This window comes from Pseudomonas inefficax, from assembly GCF_032164165.1.
In the GTDB taxonomy this organism is placed as follows: Bacteria; Pseudomonadota; Gammaproteobacteria; order Pseudomonadales; family Pseudomonadaceae; genus Aquipseudomonas; species Aquipseudomonas inefficax.
In genome coordinates, this window is record NZ_CP134401.1 from 3696444 (window position 1) to 3714779 (window position 18336).

General features: G+C 62.7%; 15 protein-coding genes. 2 read left to right on the forward strand and 13 right to left on the reverse strand.

The window, feature by feature from the left end; translation table 11 throughout:
• Positions 1-280: 280 nt before the first annotated feature.
• Together lptF and lptG are read left to right on the forward strand one after the other, a co-directional pair.
• Positions 281-1396 carry an LPS export ABC transporter permease LptF gene (gene lptF / locus RIN61_RS16685; RefSeq protein WP_015269075.1) on the forward strand — a complete coding sequence of 372 codons (1116 nt, stop codon included), beginning with the start codon at positions 281-283 and terminating at the stop codon, positions 1394-1396.
• A complete protein-coding gene (gene lptG, locus RIN61_RS16690) occupies positions 1389-2450 on the forward strand; it encodes an LPS export ABC transporter permease LptG (RefSeq protein WP_025337842.1) in 1062 nt (353 codons plus the stop codon). Before lptF ends, lptG begins: the two co-directional genes overlap by 8 nt.
• Positions 2451-2632: 182 nt before the next feature.
• Here the strand turns inward: lptG and RIN61_RS16695 are convergent, their stop codons facing one another.
• The 13 genes from RIN61_RS16695 to arcD all read right to left on the reverse strand — a co-directional run bounded on the left by RIN61_RS16695 (position 2633) and on the right by arcD (position 18321).
• Positions 2633-3121: an RDD family protein gene (locus tag RIN61_RS16695; protein ID WP_112250808.1), complete on the reverse strand. Its 489-nt coding sequence runs from the start codon at positions 3119-3121 to the stop codon at positions 2633-2635.
• A gap of 90 nt (positions 3122-3211) precedes the next feature.
• Positions 3212-3424, reverse strand: coding sequence for a cold-shock protein (locus RIN61_RS16700; RefSeq protein ID WP_028631500.1), 213 nt, complete (start codon positions 3422-3424; stop codon positions 3212-3214).
• Positions 3425-3782: 358 nt separating this feature from the next.
• On the reverse strand, positions 3783-4904 hold the full coding sequence (gcvT, locus tag RIN61_RS16705) for a glycine cleavage system aminomethyltransferase GcvT (RefSeq protein WP_112250810.1): 1122 nt from the start codon (positions 4902-4904) through the stop codon (positions 3783-3785).
• A gap of 27 nt (positions 4905-4931) precedes the next feature.
• Positions 4932-6308 (reverse strand): L-serine ammonia-lyase, encoded by a 1377-nt coding sequence (locus RIN61_RS16710; RefSeq protein ID WP_313852950.1) that lies wholly within the window; start codon positions 6306-6308, stop codon positions 4932-4934.
• 150 nt (positions 6309-6458) lie between these two features.
• Positions 6459-9314: an aminomethyl-transferring glycine dehydrogenase gene (gene gcvP / locus RIN61_RS16715; RefSeq protein WP_112250814.1), complete on the reverse strand. Its 2856-nt coding sequence runs from the start codon at positions 9312-9314 to the stop codon at positions 6459-6461.
• Between the two features lie 11 nt (positions 9315-9325).
• On the reverse strand, positions 9326-9709 hold the full coding sequence (gcvH, locus tag RIN61_RS16720; protein WP_112250816.1) for a glycine cleavage system protein GcvH: 384 nt from the start codon (positions 9707-9709) through the stop codon (positions 9326-9328).
• Between the two features lie 278 nt (positions 9710-9987).
• Complete coding sequence (gene gltS / locus RIN61_RS16725; protein WP_313852953.1) at positions 9988-11193, reverse strand: sodium/glutamate symporter; 1206 nt, start codon at positions 11191-11193, stop codon at positions 9988-9990.
• A 107-nt stretch (positions 11194-11300) separates the two neighbouring features.
• On the reverse strand, positions 11301-12809 hold the full coding sequence (locus tag RIN61_RS16730; RefSeq protein ID WP_112250820.1) for a transcriptional regulator GcsR: 1509 nt from the start codon (positions 12807-12809) through the stop codon (positions 11301-11303).
• Positions 12810-12993: 184 nt separating this feature from the next.
• Complete coding sequence (locus RIN61_RS16735) at positions 12994-13362, reverse strand: DUF5064 family protein (RefSeq protein ID WP_063911394.1); 369 nt, start codon at positions 13360-13362, stop codon at positions 12994-12996.
• A gap of 54 nt (positions 13363-13416) precedes the next feature.
• Positions 13417-14346, reverse strand: a complete 930-nt coding sequence (gene arcC, locus RIN61_RS16740; protein ID WP_063911395.1) for a carbamate kinase — start codon at positions 14344-14346, stop codon at positions 13417-13419.
• Positions 14347-14526: 180 nt separating this feature from the next.
• Positions 14527-15537, reverse strand: coding sequence for an ornithine carbamoyltransferase (locus RIN61_RS16745; protein WP_112250822.1), 1011 nt, complete (start codon positions 15535-15537; stop codon positions 14527-14529).
• 69 nt (positions 15538-15606) lie between these two features.
• Positions 15607-16860, reverse strand: coding sequence for an arginine deiminase (gene arcA / locus RIN61_RS16750; protein ID WP_112250824.1), 1254 nt, complete (start codon positions 16858-16860; stop codon positions 15607-15609).
• A 33-nt stretch (positions 16861-16893) separates the two neighbouring features.
• Positions 16894-18321 (reverse strand): arginine-ornithine antiporter, encoded by a 1428-nt coding sequence (gene arcD, locus RIN61_RS16755; RefSeq protein ID WP_112250826.1) that lies wholly within the window; start codon positions 18319-18321, stop codon positions 16894-16896.
• Between the last annotated feature and the right edge of the window lie 15 nt (positions 18322-18336).

An 18336-nucleotide genomic window follows, 5' to 3' on the forward strand; every position in this document is an offset into this window, starting at 1 on the left:
ATACAGTCGGCGCTGTGTATTCCAGCGCTCTGGACAGGCCTGGCCGCGTAGTCGCGCGCCAGCGGAAAAGCTGCCAGTTTGAGCCTGCGGCAAGCGTGCTGACAACCCCGTTGTGCGCCTTCATGCGCGGCGAAGTGACAGGGGCGGTCAATCACAGGATAATGCGCGCACTTTACATGGAGGTTCGCCTTTGGCGAACCGGCATTGGTCTTGGCTGTACTAAGTCATTGTCTGGCGCCATTGATTGGCAGTCCGCCCTGACAACCCAGGAGTGTCTGGTTTGATCGTCTTTCGTTATCTGTCCCGCGAGGTCCTGGTGACCTTGAGCGCCGTCAGCGCCGTGCTGCTGGTGATCATCATGAGCGGGCGCTTCATCAAGTACCTGGCCCAGGCTGCCCAGGGTGTGCTCGACCCGAGCGTGCTGTTCCTGATCATGGGCTTCCGTCTGCCGGGCTTCCTGCAGTTGATCCTGCCGTTGGGGCTGTTCCTCGGCATTCTCCTGGCGTACGGGCGCCTGTACCTAGAAAGCGAGATGACCGTGCTGTCGGCCACCGGCATGAGCCAGCAGCGCCTGCTGGGCCTGACCATGGCGCCGGCCGCCCTGGTCGCCCTGCTGGTGGCCTGGCTGAGCCTGAGCCTGGCGCCGCTGGGGGTGGCCCAGGTGCAGCAGATCATCGCCCAGCAGGACGCCCTGACCGAGTTCGACACCCTGGTGCCGGGCCGCTTCCAGACCCTGCGCGACGGCTCGCGGGTGACCTACACCGAAGAGCTGTCGGATGACCGCATCAACCTGGCCGGGGTGTTCATTTCCGAGAAGCGCTTCAACCAGGACAAGACCAAGGACCGCGCCCCGTCGGTGCTGGTTGCCGAAAAAGGCCACCAGGAAATCCAGGCCGATGGCAACCGCTACCTGGTGCTGGAAAACGGTTACCGTTACGACGGCAACCCGGGCCAGGCCGATTACCGTGCGATCAAGTACGACACCTACGGCGTGCTGCTGCCCAAGCCGGAAGTCGCCGAGGAAGTGACCGACCGCGAAGCCATCCCCACTTCCGAGCTGATCGGCAAGAAGGGCCTGCGCGAGCGCGCCGAGCTGCAATGGCGGTTGTCGCTGCCGATCCTGGTGTTCATCGTCACCATGCTGGCGGTGCCGCTGTCCCGGGTCAACCCGCGCCAGGGCCGCTTCCTCAAGCTGCTGCCGGCAATTCTTCTGTACATGGCTTACCTGACAATGCTGATTTCCGTACGCGGCGCCCTCGAGAAGGGCAAACTGCCGATCGCCCTGGGCATGTGGTGGGTCCACGGCCTGTTCCTGCTGATCGGCCTGGGCCTGATGTACTGGGAGCCGCTGCGCCTCAAGCGCGCCGCCCGTCGTGCGGAGGTGGCCCATGGGTAAGCTCGACCGCTATATCGGCCAGAGCGTGCTGCTGGCCATCCTTGCCGTGCTGGGGATCATCCTCGGCCTGGCTTCGCTGTTTGCCTTCATCGACGAGATGAGCGACCTGAGTGACACCTACACGGTGATGGAGGCGGGCAACTTCGTCTTGCTGACCGCACCACGGCGCCTGTACGAAATGCTGCCGATGGCCGCCCTGATCGGCTGCCTGATCGGCCTGGGCAGCCTGGCCAGCAGCAGCGAACTGACCATCATGCGTGCTGCCGGGGTTTCCATCGGGCGCATCGTCTGGGCGGTGATGAAGCCGATGCTGGTGCTGATGCTGGTCGGCTTGTTGATCGGCGAGTACGTGGCGCCGGTGACCGAGAACAAGGCCCAGGCCGACCGTTCCCTGGCCCAGGGTGGTGGTGATGCGCAAAGTTCCAAGCGCGGCATGTGGCACCGCCAGGGCGAGGAGTACGTGCACATCAACGCCGTGCAGCCTAACGGCCTGCTGCTGGGTGTGACCCGTTACCGTTTCGACAGCGAGCGCAAGATTGTCACCTCGAGCTTCGCCCGCCGTGCACAGTACCAGGACGACCACTGGATGCTCAGCGATGTGCGCACCACATTCTTCCGTGGCGACCACACCGAAGTGGTGACCGCGCCGCAGGAGCGCTGGGACGTTTCGCTCACGCCGCAACTGCTCAACACCGTGATCCTGGCACCGGAGTCGCTGTCCATTACCGGGCTGTGGGACTACATCCACTACCTGTCCGACCAGGGCCTGAACAATGCCCGTTACTGGCTGGCGTTCTGGACCAAGGTATTGCAGCCGATGGTGACCGCGGCGCTGGTGCTGATGGCCATTTCCTTCATTTTCGGCCCGCTGCGTTCGGTAACCCTTGGCCAGCGCGTGTTCACCGGTGTGCTGGTGGGCTTCGTGTTCCGCATCGCCCAGGACCTGCTGGGGCCTTCGAGCCAGGTGTTCGGCTTCCCGCCGCTGCTGGCGGTGGTGATCCCGGCGGGCATCTGTGCGCTGGCCGGTGTGTGGTTGTTGCGCCGGGCCGGATAGTGGCCTGAGCTGCACAAAAAAGCCGACCTCAGGGTCGGCTTTTTCATGGGTGTTCGCTTGTGCTGGCCCCTTCGCGGGTAAACCCGCTCCCACAGGAATCGCACCGGTCGTGATGCCTGTGCTGTACCTGTGGGAGCGGGTTTACCCGCGAAGAGGTCAGCACAGGCAATACAAGTCTCAGCTCACTTCTTCTGCTTCGGCACCCGCACCAGCTGGCTTTCCGAATAGATGTCATGCCAACCGCGCTTGCGCTTGTCGACCAACACCCAGAAAAAACCCAACCCCAGGCACAGCCACGAGGCAATCGACACCACGAACCGCAGCAGCGCCTGCCACAGGCTGATGGCCGTGCCATCGGTGTTCTGCACGCGCACACCCCACACCTGCATGCCCAGGGTCTGCCCACCATGGGTCCAGAACTTGGCAAAGAAACCGAACAGGACGAACAGCAGCACGGTGGACAGCAGTGGGTCGCCGTCGAGTGCGCCAGCCTCGGTCAGCTCACGCATGCGTGCTTCGCCGATGATCGCCATCTGGATCAGCTTATAGGCGCCGGCCGTCACGATCAGTAGCGCCGTGCACAACAGGAAGTCATAGAACATCGCCGCCAGGCGCCGGCCCAGGCCGACCGGTGGAAAATCACCCTTGGGTGAAAGCAGAGGCTTGGACATGCAGAACGGCTCCAGAAGACGAAGCGGCTATTCTACGGGCAAAAAAAAGCCCCTGCACTTGGCAGGGGCTTTTTTGAAGTCGGGTTCGGCTTAGCCAAGAACCTGAACTTTGTCAGCTTGCAGGCCTTTCTGGCCCTGCACTGCTTCGAAGGAGACTTTCTGGCCTTCTTTCAGGCTCTTGAAGCCGTTGCCTTCGATAGCGCGGAAGTGCACGAACAGATCAGCACCGCTTTCTGGGGTGATGAAACCGTAACCTTTTTCGTCATTGAACCACTTGACGGTACCGTTCTGACGCTCAGCCATTGTCTTATTTCCTATGAAGCTTGAATTTTGATGACAGTTTCTTTTGCAATAACAGGAAGCAAAAGATTACTGGGCTGGGTTGCAGGAAAGTAAGAGACGTCGAACGGGTTGTAGCAGATTGCGGCTACTGGCCCAGGTCACGAACTGTTGCGACCCATGCAAACACAGTGCAGTGACTCTACGCCAACTCCCGAGCGAAAAACAAGCCCTTGGTCGTATGGAAAATCGGCCGTTTGCCGATAACCGACCGATTTGTCGGACACGGCATGGCGCCTGGCCTGGCGCCATGTTCCAAAAGTTATTGGACAGGTTCGAAAACGAATATGTCGAAGCTGACCGCAACCTTCACAAAGCAGCTTCAGCCCCGGTAGTAACGTTGTGTCACGAAAGGCATTTTGCTGACTTTCAAGGCAACCTTCTTTCCGCGCACAACGGCAAACAGTGGCGTGTCGATAGCAGTATGTTCACTATCGATATAACCCATTGCTACAGGTGCACCGAGTGTCGGGCCGAAGCCGCCGCTGCACACTTTGCCTACAGGTTTATCGCTTGCATCGACAATATCCGCGCCTTCACGTACTGGCGTACGCTCCTGCGGCAAAAGGCCCACACGTTTGCGCGCCACGCCATCGCGCTGGTGGGCGAAGATGGCTTCGGCACCCGGGAAGCCTGCGGCACGCGCGCCATCGGCACGGCGAACCTTGGAAATGGCCCACAGCAGGCTGGCTTCCACCGGCGTGGTCTCCGTGTTCATGTCGTGGCCATACAGGCACAGGCCGGCTTCAAGGCGCAGGGAGTCGCGCGCACCCAGGCCGATCGGCTGTACTTCGGGCTCGGCCAGCAGGCGGCGGGCCAAGGCTTCGGCGGCATGTGTCGGTACCGAAATTTCGTAGCCGTCTTCGCCTGTGTAGCCCGAGCGGCTGACGAAGCAGTCTTCACCGAGCAGTTTCACCGGGCGGAACTGCATGAAGGTCATGCCGGCCACTTCCGGCGCCAGGCGCTCCAGCACCTTGACCGCCGCCGGGCCTTGCAGGGCCAGCAGGGCGCGCTGCTCGAACAGCGACTGCACCTCGCAACGGCTGCCGATGTGCGCTTGCAGGTGGGCCAGGTCCTGCTCCTTGCAGGCGGCGTTGACCACCAGGAACAGCGTGTCGTCGCCCAGGTTGGCGACCATCAGGTCGTCGAGGATGCCGCCTTGCTCATTGGTGAACATGGCATAGCGCTGCATGCCCACCGGCAGGTCGATGATATCCACCGGCACCAGGCTTTCCAGGGCCTTGGCCGCATCGCCGCCGCGCAGGGTGATCTGGCCCATGTGCGAGACATCGAACAGGCCGGCCTGCTCGCGGGTGTGCAGGTGTTCCTTGAGCACGCCCAACGGGTACTGCACCGGCATGTCATAGCCGGCGAACGGCACCATGCGCGCACCCAGTTCCAGGTGCAGGGCGTGCAGTGGGGTCTTGAGCAGTGTTTCGGACATCGGTGACTCCTTGCTGTTGTTGTCGGGTCAACACTCGATGATGTTGACGGCCAGGCCGCCACGGGCGGTCTCTTTGTATTTGCTTTTCATGTCGGCGCCGGTCTGGCGCATGGTGCGGATGACCTTGTCGAGCGACACGTAGTGCTGCCCGTCGCCGCGCAAGGCCATGCGCACTGCGTTGATCGCCTTCACCGAGCCCATGGCGTTGCGCTCGATGCAAGGCACCTGGACCAGCCCGCCGATCGGGTCGCAGGTCAGGCCCAGGTTGTGTTCCATGCCGATTTCGGCAGCGTTTTCCACCTGTTGCACGCTGCCACCCATCACTTCGCACAGCGCCCCGGCGGCCATCGAACAGGCCACGCCGACCTCGCCCTGGCAGCCAACTTCGGCACCGGAGATGGAGGCGTTTTCCTTGTACAGGATGCCAATGGCTGCGGCGGTGAGCAGAAACCGCACTACCCCGTCCTCGTTGGCACCCGGTACGAAGCGCATGTAATAGTGCAGCACCGCCGGGACGATGCCCGCCGCGCCGTTGGTAGGCGCGGTGACCACACGCCCGCCATAGGCGTTTTCCTCGTTCACCGCCAGGGCATAGAGGTTGACCCAGTCGAGTACCGACAGGGCATCGCGCAGGCTGGCTTCGGGGTGGCGGCTCAGTTGGCGGTACAACGCCGGCGCCCGGCGCTTGACCTTCAGCCCGCCAGGCAGGATGCCTTCATGCTGGCAACCGGCTTCGACGCAATCCTGCATCACCTGCCAGATGCGCAGCAGCCCGGCACGGGTTTCCGCCTCGGGGCGCCAGGCTGCCTCGTTGGCCAACATTACCTGGCTGATCGACAGGTTTTGCCCGGTGCAATGGCCGAGCAGCTCCTTGGCGGTCTTGAAAGGGTAGGCCAGTGGTGTGCTGTCCTCGACGATGCGGTCGTGTCCGGCGGCGTCCTGGTCGACCACGAAACCGCCGCCCACCGAGTAGTACTCGCGGCTGCGGATTTGCAGGCCTGCCTCGTCGAAGGCGCGGAAGATCATGCCGTTGGGGTGGTAGTCCAGCGGCTTGCGGATCATCGCCAGGTGCTGCTTTTCGGTGAAGGCGATGCCGTGCTCTCCGAGCAGGTTCAGCCGCCCGCTGTCGCGGATGGCCTGCAGGCGGGCAGGGATGGTGTCGGTGTCGATGACATCGGGGTGTTCGCCTTCGAGGCCCAGCAGCACGGCCTTGTCGCTGCCGTGGCCCTTGCCGGTGGCGCCGAGCGAGCCATACAGCTCGGCCTTGACGCTGGATGTGTGGGCAAGCAGGCCATCACGGCGCAGCCCTTCGGCGAAACGCGCGGCTGCGCGCATCGGGCCGACCGTGTGGGAGCTGGAGGGGCCGATGCCGATCTTGAACAGGTCGAAGACGCTCAGTGACATGGGACCTCCTGCCAGAGATGCTGGGTGGACATTGAACCCTGTGGGAGCGGGTTTACCCGCGAATGCGGCGGTAAAGCCACAATCGTATTCGCGGGTAAACCCGCTCCCACAGGGCCCGCCATCCAAGGGTAGGTGGCGGGGGAGGGGCTATCAGGCGTCCTGATAGCTCTCGATCGACGGGCAGGCGCACACCAGGTTGCGGTCGCCGAACACGTTATCGACCCGGCCGACCGGCGGCCAGTACTTGCCTTCCACCAGGCTCGGCAGCGGGTACACCGCCTGCTCGCGGCTGTAGCCATGGGCCCATTCGCCAACCAGCTCGGCCGCAGTGTGCGGGGCGTTCTTCAGCGGGTTGTCGTCCTTGTCCAGGCTGCCGTTCTCGACCGCGCGAATTTCTTCGCGGATCTGGATCATCGCATCGCAGAAGCGGTCCAGTTCTTCCTTGGACTCGCTTTCGGTCGGTTCGATCATCAGCGTGCCTGCAACCGGGAAGGACATGGTCGGGGCGTGGAAGCCGAAGTCGATCAGGCGCTTGGCCACATCGTCTACGCTGATGCCGCTGGTGTCCTTCAGCGGGCGCAGGTCGAGGATGCACTCGTGGGCAACCAGGCCATTGCCGCCGGTATACAGAACAGGATAGTGCTCTTCCAGGCGACGGGCGATGTAGTTGGCGTTGAGGATCGCCATCTGCGAGGCACGCTTGAGTCCGGCACCGCCCATCATGCGGATGTACATCCAGGTGATCGGCAGGATGCTGGCGCTGCCGAACGGCGCGGCGCAAACCGCGCCCTCGGTGTTTTCCAGCTGCGCGTGGCCGGGCAGGAACGGCGCCAGGTGCGACTTGACACCGATCGGGCCGACGCCCGGGCCGCCACCGCCGTGCGGGATGCAGAAAGTCTTGTGCAGGTTCAGGTGCGAAACGTCGCCACCGAACTTGCCCGGGGCGCACAGGCCGACCATGGCGTTCATGTTGGCCCCGTCGATGTACACCTGGCCACCGTTGTCGTGGATGATCGCGCAGATTTCACCGATCGCTTCCTCGAACACGCCGTGGGTCGACGGGTAGGTGATCATGATCGCGGCCAGGCGCTCGCGGTGCTCGATGGCCTTGGCGCGCAGGTCCTCGACATCGACGTTGCCGCGGGCATCACAGGCGGTGACCACCACGCGCATGCCGGCCATGTGCGCGGTTGCCGGGTTGGTGCCATGGGCCGACGACGGGATCAGGCAGATATCGCGGTGGCCTTCGCCACGGCTGCGGTGGTAGGCGCGGATGGCCAGCAGGCCTGCGTACTCGCCCTGGGAACCGGCGTTGGGCTGCAGCGACACGGCGTCGTAGCCGGTGGCGGCGCAGAGCATGGCCTCCAGCTCGGTGGTCATCTGCAGGTAGCCCTGGCTCTGCTCGGCTGGGGCAAACGGGTGCAGATTGCCGAACTCGGCCCAGGTGACCGGGATCATTTCGCTGGCGGCGTTCAGCTTCATGGTGCACGAGCCCAGCGGGATCATGCTGCGGTCCAGCGCCAGGTCCTTGTCGGCCAGGCGGCGCAGGTAGCGCATCAGCTCGGTTTCGCTGTGGTAGCGGTTGAATACCGGGTGCGCGAGGATGGCCGACTGGCGCAGCAGGGCGGCAGGCAGCAGCGAGCCGGTGCTGGCGGCCAGGGCGGTGAAGTCCGGCTGGGCCTGGTCGCCACCGATCAGCTGCCACAGGGCCTCGACATCGGCCTGGCTACTGGTTTCGTCCAGCGACAGGCCCACGTGGGCGGCGTCGATCTGGCGCAGGTTGATGCCCTGGGCGCGCGCCTTTTCATGCAGGCCGGCAGTGGCATTGCCGGTGGCCAGGGTCAGGGTGTCGAAAGCGCTGGCGCCCACTACCTGTACGCCTAGCGTTTTCAGGCCGGCGGCCAGGATCGCAGTCAGGGCATGGGTACGTTCGGCGATGCGCTTGAGGCCGGCCGGGCCGTGATACACGGCGAACGTGCTGGCGATGTTGGCCAGCAGCACCTGGGCGGTGCAGATGTTGCTGGTGGCCTTTTCGCGGCGGATGTGCTGTTCGCGGGTCTGCATGGCCAGGCGCAGTGCGGTCTTGCCGAAGCGGTCGATCGACACACCGACCAGGCGGCCCGGCATGTCGCGCTTGAATGCGTCACGGGTGGAGAAGTAGGCCGCGTGCGGGCCACCGAAGCCCAGTGGCACGCCGAAGCGCTGGGCGCTGCCGATGGCCACATCGGCACCGAACTCGCCCGGCGGGGTCAGCAGGGTCAGGGCCAGCAGGTCGGCGGCAACGGCGACCAGGGCATTGGCTGCGTGGAAGCGCTCGACCACTTCGCGGTAGTCGAACACTTCACCGTTGCTGGCCGGGTACTGCAGCAGGGCGCCGAAGAAGGCGCTGACATCGCTCAGCTCGCGCTCGTCGCCGACCACGATCTCGATGCCCAGCGGTTCGGCACGGGTGCGCAGAACGTCGAGGGTTTGCGGGTGGCAGTGCACTGAGGCGAAGAAGGCGTGGCTGGCCTTGTTCTTCGACAGGCGCTTGCAGAAGGTCATGGCCTCGGCGGCAGCGGTGGCTTCGTCGAGCAGCGAGGCGTTGGCGATCGGCAGGCCGGTCAGGTCGCTGATCAGGGTCTGGAAGTTCAGCAGCGCTTCCAGGCGGCCCTGGGAAATTTCTGGCTGGTACGGGGTATAGGCGGTGTACCAGGCCGGGTTTTCCAGCAGGTTGCGCAGGATCGGCGCCGGAGTGTGGGTGTTGTAGTAACCCTGACCGATGTAGCTCTTGAACAGCTGGTTCTTGCCGGCGATGGCCTTGAGCGCGGCGAGCGCGTCGGCTTCGCTCTGGCCGTCGTGCGAGCCGAGCACGCTGGTGCCCTTGATGCTGTCGGGAATGACCGCGGCGGTCATGGCTTCCAGCGAGTCGAAGCCGAGGGCGGCCAGCATGGCCTGCTCGTCAGCGGCGCGCGGGCCGATGTGGCGGGCGATGAATTCGTTGGCGGTGCCGAGGTTGATGGTCATGGCGGGGTTCCTCAGGCGTCGTCGTTGGCTTTGATCAGGCGGTCATAGGCGTCCTGGTCGAGCAGGGCGGTGACTTCGCTGGCATCGGCGGGGATGAAGCGGAAGAACCAGCCTTCGCCCATCGGGTCTTCGTTGACCAGTTCCGGGCTGTCCTCGAGCTGGTCGTTGATCTGGACCACTTCGCCGGTCAGGGGCATGTACACACCGCTGGCGGCCTTGACCGACTCGACGGTGGACGCTTCGCTGCCTTTCTCATACTGCTGCAACTCTGGCAGTTGCACGAAAACCACATCGCCAAGGGCGTTCTGGGCGTAGGCGGTGATGCCCACGGTAACGCTGCCATCGGCTTCGACGCGCAGCCATTCGTGATCTTCAGTGAAACGCAACTCGCTCATGGGGAATCCTCGGGAAGCAGGGCGTTGGGCGCGGTGGCTCCGCGCTCTTGGGGTTGGGATTCCCTTAGCAAAAATGCGGCCAATCGGCAAAATCCGTTATAAATCAAAGTGTTAACTTGAATGCGTAATCATTTTGTCATTCTTGTGGAATGAAAACGCTACAGCGGATGGGGTATTGAAAAGGGTTTGGGGATCAAACCCTTGCACAGACGGATCTGAAGGACGCTGTATTGATTTCAATACGTTGTACCGAAATCAATACAGCGGGGTGTATGGGGTCAGCTTGCGACAAAAAACGGCAATGCCAGGTACAGCTTGATGATGATCACATTGATGATGTCGATGAAGAATGCACCCACCATCGGTACTACCAGAAACGCCAGCTGAGAGGGTCCGAAGCGGTGAGTCACGGCTTGCATGTTGGCGATGGCGGTAGGTGTGGCACCCAGGCCGAAACCACAATGCCCGGCTGCCAAGATCGCTGCGTCGTAATTGCTGCCCATGACCCGGAAGGTAATGAAGATTGCGAACAGCGCCATGAGCAACGTTTGTGCCGCCAGGATAATCAGGAAGGGCAGGGCCAGGGCTGCCAGGTCCCACAACTTGAGCGACATCAGTGCAATGGCCAGGAACAGCGACAGGCTGACATTGCCCAGCACCGAGACTTCGCGCTCGAACACTTGGTACACGCCCAGTGCAGAAAGACCATTACGCAACAAGACGCCAACAAACAATACGCAGACGAAAGTCGGCAATTCAAACGCTGTGCCTTGCAGTTGGCTATTCAACAAGGTGCCGCCAAGCAGACTGACCGATATCAGCGCCAACGTCTCGATGAATGAGAATGGCGTAATCAGGCGTTCTTTTTCAGGCTCTTCAAAGCCCTTTGGCAAGTGCGCTATCGCCTGATCGGCGCCGGGCGTTTGCACGCGCCTGATCAACAGGCGGGCGACCGGGCCGCCGATCAGTCCGCCCAGCACCAAGCCAAAGGTGGCGGAGGCCAAGGCCAGTTCCGAGGCGGAGGCCAGGCCATATTTTTCGCTGAAGGTACTGCTCCACGCCGCACCTGTGCCGTGGCCGCCGGATAGCGTGATGGAGCCGGTCAGCAGGCCCATAAGCGGGTCCAGCCCCAACATCGTGGCCAGGCCGATGCCCATGGCGTTTTGCACCACGAGCAAGCCGGTCACCACGACCAGGAAGATTCCGACCACGCGCCCGCCTTTTTTCAAGCTGGCGAAGTCAGCGTTCAGGCCAATGGTGGCGAAGAACGCCAGCATCAGGGGTGCTTGCAATGATGTATCGAACTGCACTTTCAGGTCGAAACTGCGCAAGGCCAGCAAGATCAGGGCAACGACCAGGCCGCCTGCAACAGGCTCGGGGATATTGTAGGTTCGCAGGACAGCGACACGTGTCACCAGCCCGTGGCCCAACAACAGCACCAGTGAGGCGGCGACTAATGTGCCGTAGAAGTCGAGGTCAAGCATGAGAGGCGCTCTCTCCATCAATTGGATGAGCGCCATTTTCGCAGCAGTGATTGTTGAAGTATTGGTCAGACCCGTAGGGGTAATCTGAAGTTAAGCGGTAAAAAGCCTCAGCTTCTGCCTGGAATACCGTATTTGCGCAAACGTTGCGCAATGGCGGTGTGCGAAGTTTGCAGACGCCCCGCCAGTTGCCGTGTCGACGGGTAACTGGCATATAACCGTTGCAACAGCTCACGCTCGAAATCCCCTACTGCTTGCTCCAGGCTCGCCACGTCGCCGTCCTGGCCACGCGCCACCGATGTCCCGGCTATGTCCAGGTCACCGATATCCACCAGGTTGCCTTCGCAGATCGCTGCCGCGCGGAATATCACGTTCTGCAGCTGGCGCACATTGCCCGGCCAAGGGTTGGCCAGCAGTGCCGAATGGGTGGCCGGGGTCAGCCGGCAGGGCGGGCGCTGGATCTGCGTGCAGGCCTGCTGCATGAAGAAATGCGCCAGCATCAGAATGTCGTGGCCACGCTCGCGCAGCGGCGGTACCTGCAGATTGAGCACGTTCAGGCGGTAGAACAGGTCTTCTCGGAAGCTGCCTTCGGCGACCATGCGCTCCAGATCGCGGTGGGTGGCGCTGATGATGCGTACATCCACCTTCACTTCGCGGTCGCCACCTACCCGGCGGAAGCTGCCATCGCTGAGAAAGCGCAGCAGCTTGGCCTGCAGGTACGGCGACATCTCGCCTATTTCATCAAGGAATACCGTGCCCTGGTTGGCCAGCTCCATCAGCCCCGGCTTGCCGCCCCGTTGTGCGCCGGTGAAGGCGCCGGGGGCGTAGCCGAACAGTTCGCTCTCGGCCAGGCTCTCGGGTAGCGCGGCGCAGTTCAGGGCCAGGAATGGCGCCGCGTGGCGGCTGCTGATGGCGTGGCAGGCGCGGGCTACCAGCTCCTTGCCGGTGCCGGTTTCGCCATGCACCAGCAGCGGTGCATCGAGCGCCGCCACGCGCAGCGCGCGGGCCTTGAGGGTGCGGATGGCCGGTGATTCGCCGAGCAAGGCATCGAAGCCTTCGGCATGGTCGTGGTGCAGGGCCGACAGGCGTTCGCCCATGCGCGTGGGTGGGTACAGCGTCAGCAGGCCACCGGCGTTGGTAATGGGAGTTGCATCCAGCAGCAGACTGTGGCCGTTCAGCTGCATTTCGCGCATAGGCAGGTGGAAGTTGTTTTCCAGCAGTGCCTGCAGCAGCGCCGGGTCGCCGAACAGTTCCCCTACCGAGCGCCCGGCCGATTCACGGCCGCACAGCTCGATCAGTGCCGGGTTGGCCAGCAGCACCTTGCCGGCGCTGTCCACGGCCAGCACCGGGTCGCTCATCGCTGCCAGCAGGGCATCGAGCTGCAGGTGTCGGCGTTGGCCGGGCAGGATGTCGACCACCTCCACCGATCGCACGCCATGCACCTCGAACAGCGCGTCGTGCAGTTCTTCGAGCACGGCGGGGCTGAGGGTGGGGGCGTCGATATAGACGTTCGGCGGGACCATCTCCACGGCGTCCAGGTTGAGGTTGCGGGCACCGAGCAGGGCGAGGACTTCCTGGGTGATGCCGACGCGGTCGATGAAGCTGACGTGGATGCGCATGGGGAGGGTGCGGTTGTGGCTGGGGAGGGCGGTAGTATGCCTCAACATTGTCGGGGCCGCTTTGCGGCCCATCGCGACGCAAGGCCGCTCCCACAAGTATCGCGCAGGCCTTGGGGTCAGCGGCCAACCTGTGGGAGCGGCCTTGCGTCGCGATGGGCTGCAAAGCAGCCCGCGGTTCTTGAAATCACTCCAGATGTTCAGGCTTGATCGGATCGCCCGACTTCACATCAAGCTTTTCGCGAATGTCCGCGAACATATGGTCATAAAGCTTGTGCGGCGAACTCAGGTTTTCGAATTTCTTCGGTGGCGTCAGGTACGACTGCGCCTTGCGGGTCAGTAGCATGAGGAAGCTGGGCAACACCTGGTCCTTGGCCAGGAAGAACTTTTCTTCCACTGGCTTGCCTTCGATGCTGCCATGCATCTTGAACTGGATGCCTCTGCCTTCCTTGGGATCCGACGCGGCCTCGTATTCGATGTTCAGGTCATAGCTGTGGTCGTTCTTGTTCAGCGCGGTGCGCTCGATGTGTACATGACCGGGCTGGTACTGGGCCATGGCGGACTCCTCTGGAAGGTGAAAATGGCGGGCCCATCGGCCCGCCCACTGCATTCAACGGTAGCTGATCCCTGGCTTGGCGGTGGACACCCGCGTACCAGCAGTGCCTTTGACGATGTCTTCGATGTTTTCCAGCGAACTGATCACCGCCACCTTGCCGGTATTACGGGCAAAATCGCAGGCCGCCTGCACCTTCGGCCCCATGGAGCCGGCAGCGAAGCCGAGGCGTTCCAGTTCGTCGGGGTGCGCCTGGGCGATGGCTTTCTGGGTCGGCTTGCCCCAGTCGATGTAGGCCGCATCGACGTCGGTGGCGATGATCAGCAGGTCGGCGTCCAGCTGCTCCGCCAGCAGGGCAGAGCACAGGTCCTTGTCGATCACCGCCTCGATGCCCTTGAGCTTGCGGTTCTCGTCGTACATGGTGGGGATGCCGCCGCCGCCGGCGCAGATCACGATGCTGCTCTTTTCCAGCAGCCACTTGATCGGGCGGATTTCGAAGATGCGCTTGGGTTTCGGGCTGGCTACCACGCGGCGGTACTTGTCGCCGTCAGGCTTGACCACCCAACCCTTTTCCTTGGCCAGGCGCTCGGCCTCTTCCTTGCCGTAGACCGGGCCGATGAACTTGGTCGGGTCCTTGAAGGCGGGGTCGTTGGCGTCCACTTCGACCTGGGTCAGCAGGGTGGCGAACGGCACTTCGAAGGCCAGCAGGTTGCCCAGTTCCTGTTCGATCATGTAGCCGATCATGCCCTCGGTCTCTGCACCCAGCACGTCCAGCGGGTAGGCCTCGTCGGGCTTGTAGGACAGGCCCTGCAGCGACAGCAGGCCCACTTGCGGGCCGTTGCCGTGGGCGATGACCAGCTCGTTGCCAGGGTGGATCTTGGCGATCTGTTCGGTAGCGGTGCGGATATTGGCGCGCTGGTTGTCAGCGGTCATCGGCTCGCCGCGACGCAGCAGGGCGTTGCCGCCCAATGCAACAACGATACGCATGGGGAATGTCCTTTAACGAAAGAAGGGAGCGCTGTTCTCTACCGGTATCGCCGCTCCCTTGTGGAAGCGGGTTTACCCGCGAAAGCGTCAGCCCATGCAGCGCGGCTGGTGTTACTGACGCATTCGCGGGTAAACCCGCTCCCACAGGGAACCGGGGTACCCGGCTTGTCGTGTCAGCCTTTACAGGTCAGCCAGCGTCGAAACCAGAATCGCCTTGATCGTGTGCATGCGGTTTTCTGCCTGCTCGAAGGCGATGCAGGCCGGCGACTCGAAGACGTCGTCGGTCACTTCGATACCGTTGGCCAGGTCCGGGTACTGTTCGGCGATCTGCTTGCCTACCTTGGTTTCGGAGTTGTGGAACGCCGGCAGGCAGTGCATGAACTTGGTCCGCGGGTTGCCGGTGGACTTCATCAGTTGTGTATTCACCTGATACGGCTTGAGCAGCTTGATGCGCTCACCCCAGGCTTCGATCGGCTCACCCATCGATACCCACACGTCGGTGTGCACGAAGTCCACACCCTTGACCGCGGCAACCGGGTCTTCGGTGAGGGTGATGCGCGCACCGCTTTCCTCGGCGTACTTGCGGCAACGCTCGACCAGGTCGTCATGCGGCCACAGCGCCTTGGGCGCGGCGATACGCACGTCCATGCCGAGCTTGGCGCCGATCAGCAGCAGCGAGTTGCCCATGTTGTTGCGGGCATCGCCCAGGTAGGCGTAGCTGATGTCGTGCAGTGGCTTGTCGCTGTGCTCGCGCATGGTCAGCACGTCGGCGATCATCTGCGTCGGGTGGTATTCGTCGGTCAGGCCGTTGAACACCGGAACACCGGCGAACTTCGCCAGTTCTTCGACGATTTCCTGCTTGAAGCCACGGTACTCGATGGCGTCATACATGCGCCCGAGCACGCGGGCGGTGTCCTTCATGCTCTCCTTGTGGCCGATCTGCGAAGAGTTGGGGTCGATGTAGGTAACGTTGGCGCCCTGGTCATAAGCGGCCACTTCGAAGGCGCAGCGGGTACGGGTAGAGGTTTTTTCGAAGATCAGGGCGATGTTGTTGCCCTTCAGGTGCTGCTGCTCGGTGCCGGTGTACTTGGCGCGCTTGAGGTCACGGGACAGGTCCAGCAGGTAGCGCAGCTCGCGGGTGGTGTGGTGTTCCAGGCTGAGCAGGTTGCGGTTGTGAATATTGAACGCCATGACATTTCTCCTTGAGTTTGGTGAACGCACCGGCCGCCGCTTCGTGAGGGCGACCGGGGGTAATGGTCGTTAGTAGTCGATAGGGTCACGCACGATCGGGCAGGTCATGCAGTGGCCGCCGCCACGGCCCCGGCCCAGTTCGCCGGCGCTGATGGTGATGACCTCGATCCCGGCCTTGCGCAGCAGGGTATTCGTGTAGGTGTTGCGGTCGTAGCCAATGACCACGCCCGGCTCGATGGCCACCACGTTGTTGCCGTCATCCCACTGTTCGCGTTCGGCGGCGAAGCTGTTGCCGCCGGTCTCGACCACGCGCAGCTTGACCCCCAGTTGCTCGCCCACCACCTCGATGAACGACTTGTTGATGCGGCGTACATCCATGCCGTAAGGCTTGCTTTCGTCGGGGCGGATGATGAATGGAATGATCTCTTTCACCACTTCCGGGAAGACCGTGACCAGGTCGCGGTCGCAGAAGCTGAACACAGTGTCCAGGTGCATGGCGGCGCGGGATTTCGGCAGGCCGGCGACGATCACCTCCTTGACTGCGCCCTTGGCGAACAGGTTGCGCGCCAACTGGCCGATGGCCTGACGCGAGGTGCGCTCGCCCATGCCGATCAGCACGATGCCGTTGCCGATCGGCATCACGTCACCGCCTTCGAGGGTGGACTGGCCGTGTTCCTTGTCCGGGTCGCCGTACCAGACTTCGAAGTCGGCGTTGGTGAACTCCTTGTGGAACTTGTAGATGGCGGTGGTCAGCAGGGTTTCCTGACGGCGCGCCGGCCAGTACATCGGATTCAGGGTGACACCGCCGTAGATCCAGCACGTGGTGTCGCGGGTGAACTGGGTGTTGGGCAGCGGCGGCAGAATGAAGCTGGAGTGGCCCAGGTAGTCGTTGTACATCTTGACCACATCGGCGCCTTCGCTTTGTGGCAGGTCCTGGCCGGCCACGCCGCCAATCAGGAACTCGGCCAGATGGCGCGGCTCGAGGCCTTCGAGCCAGCTGCGCACTTCGTTGTTCAGGCCCACACCGACGGTGTCATCGGTGATCTTGCGGTCGAGGATCCACTTCAATGCTTCGGGTTGCTGCACGATATCGGTCAGCAGGTTGTGCATTTCCAGCACATCGACACCGCGCTCGCGCATCTTGGTGACAAAGTCGAAATGGTCACGCTTGGCCTGGTCGACCCAGATCACGTCGTCGAACAGCAGCTCGTCACAGTTGCTCGGCGTCAGGCGCTTGTGCGCCAGGCCCGGGGCGCAAACCATCACCTTGCGCAGTTTGCCGGCTTCGGAGTGGACACCGTACTTCTGTTTTTCAGCGGACATGATTTCATTCCTCCAGTTGAACGAAGACGTGGGTCAAAGAGTCAGGAAGCCGTCGTACAGGCCAAAGGCTGCCACCAGGGCGCCGATGACCACGGCTGCAAAGATCAGCTTTTCCACGTTGGTGAAGACAGGTTGGCCGACTTCACGCTTGGCCTTGGCGAACAGGATGGCGCCAGGTGCGTAGAGCAGGGCCGAGAGCAGCAGGTATTTCACACCGCCGGCGTACAGCAGCCAGACGGCATACAACAGGGCGATGCCGCCGATGATCAGGTCTTTCTTGCGCTCAGCCAGGGCCTGTTCGTAGGTTTCGCTGCGCCATGCCAGCAGGAAGGCGTAGGCCGCCGACCACAGGTAAGGCACCAGGATCATCGATGTGGCCAGGTAGATCAGCGACAGGTAGGTGCTGTTGGAAAACAGCGTGATCACCAGGAAGATCTGCACCATGGCGTTGGTCAGCCACAGGGCGTTGGCCGGTACCTGGTTGGCGTTCTCGCGGCGCAGGAACTCCGGCATGGTGTGGTCCTTGGCGGCGGCGAACATGATCTCGGCGCACAGCAGCACCCACGACAGCAGGGCCCCGAGCAGCGAGATGATCAGGCCGACGCTGATCAGCACCGCACCCCAGTGGCCGACCACATGCTCCAGCACGGCAGCCATCGACGGGTTCTGCAGCTTGGCCAGTTCCGGTTGGGTCATGATGCCCAGCGACAGTACGTTGACCAGCACCAGGAACAGCAGCACGGTAACGAAGCCGATGACCGTGGCCTTGCCCACGTCAGAGCGTTTTTCCGCCCGCGACGAGAAGATGCTCGCACCCTCGATGCCGATGAACACCCAAACGGTGACCAGCATCATGTTGCGCACCTGGTTCATCACGCTGCCAAGTTCTGGCGTGCCCACCGCCCAGATGTCGGCGGTGAAGATGTCGAGCTTGAAGGCGAACAGGCAGATCAGGGCAAACAGCAGCAGCGGCACCACCTTGGCCACGGTGGTGACCAGGTTGATGAACGCCGCTTCCTTGATGCCGCGCAGCACCAGGAAGTGCACCGCCCACAGCAGCACCGACGCGCCGATGATGGCGGCAGGGGTGTTGCCTTCGCCGAAGATCGGGAAGAAGTAGCCCAGGGTGCTGAACAGCAGTACGAAGTAGCCGACGTTGCCCAGCCAGGCACTGATCCAGTAGCCCCAGGCCGAGGAGAAGCCCATGTAGTCGCCGAAACCGGCCTTGGCATAGGCATACACCCCGCCATCCAGGTCAGGCTTGCGATTGGCCAGGGTCTGGAACACGAATGCCAGGGTCAGCATGCCGACCGCGGTGATTGCCCAGCCGATCAGCACAGCGCCAACCCCTGCGCTGGCCGCCATGTTTTGCGGCAGCGAGAAGATCCCGCCACCAATCATCGAACCGACGACAAGTGCAACTAACGCGCCGAGCTTTAGTTTTCCGGATGAATCAGACATTTAACAACTCCTGCC

Bases quoted from the DNA above. Each gene is read 5' to 3' on its own strand.
- gcvH (WP_112250816.1), bottom strand. From the start codon at position 9,709: ATGAGCGAGTTGCGTTTCACTGAAGATCACGAATGGCTGCGCGTCGAA.
- arcC (WP_063911395.1), bottom strand. From the start codon at position 14,346: ATGCGTATCGTTGTTGCATTGGGCGGCAACGCCCTGCTGCGTCGCGGC.
- RIN61_RS16695 (WP_112250808.1), bottom strand. From the start codon at position 3,121: ATGTCCAAGCCTCTGCTTTCACCCAAGGGTGATTTTCCACCGGTCGGC.
- gcvT (WP_112250810.1), bottom strand. From the start codon at position 4,904: ATGTCCGAAACACTGCTCAAGACCCCACTGCACGCCCTGCACCTGGAA.
- gltS (WP_313852953.1), bottom strand. From the start codon at position 11,193: ATGCTTGACCTCGACTTCTACGGCACATTAGTCGCCGCCTCACTGGTG.
- gcvP (WP_112250814.1), bottom strand. From the start codon at position 9,314: ATGACCATCAACCTCGGCACCGCCAACGAATTCATCGCCCGCCACATC.
- RIN61_RS16710 (WP_313852950.1), bottom strand. From the start codon at position 6,308: ATGTCACTGAGCGTCTTCGACCTGTTCAAGATCGGCATCGGCCCCTCC.
- RIN61_RS16735 (WP_063911394.1), bottom strand. From the start codon at position 13,362: ATGGCCCAGTACCAGCCCGGTCATGTACACATCGAGCGCACCGCGCTG.
- arcA (WP_112250824.1), bottom strand. From the start codon at position 16,860: ATGTCCGCTGAAAAACAGAAGTACGGTGTCCACTCCGAAGCCGGCAAA.
- RIN61_RS16700 (WP_028631500.1), bottom strand. From the start codon at position 3,424: ATGGCTGAGCGTCAGAACGGTACCGTCAAGTGGTTCAATGACGAAAAA.
- RIN61_RS16745 (WP_112250822.1), bottom strand. From the start codon at position 15,537: ATGGCGTTCAATATTCACAACCGCAACCTGCTCAGCCTGGAACACCAC.
- RIN61_RS16730 (WP_112250820.1), bottom strand. From the start codon at position 12,809: ATGCGCATCCACGTCAGCTTCATCGACCGCGTCGGCATCACCCAGGAA.
- arcD (WP_112250826.1), bottom strand. From the start codon at position 18,321: ATGTCTGATTCATCCGGAAAACTAAAGCTCGGCGCGTTAGTTGCACTT.
- lptG (WP_025337842.1), top strand. From the start codon at position 1,389: ATGGGTAAGCTCGACCGCTATATCGGCCAGAGCGTGCTGCTGGCCATC.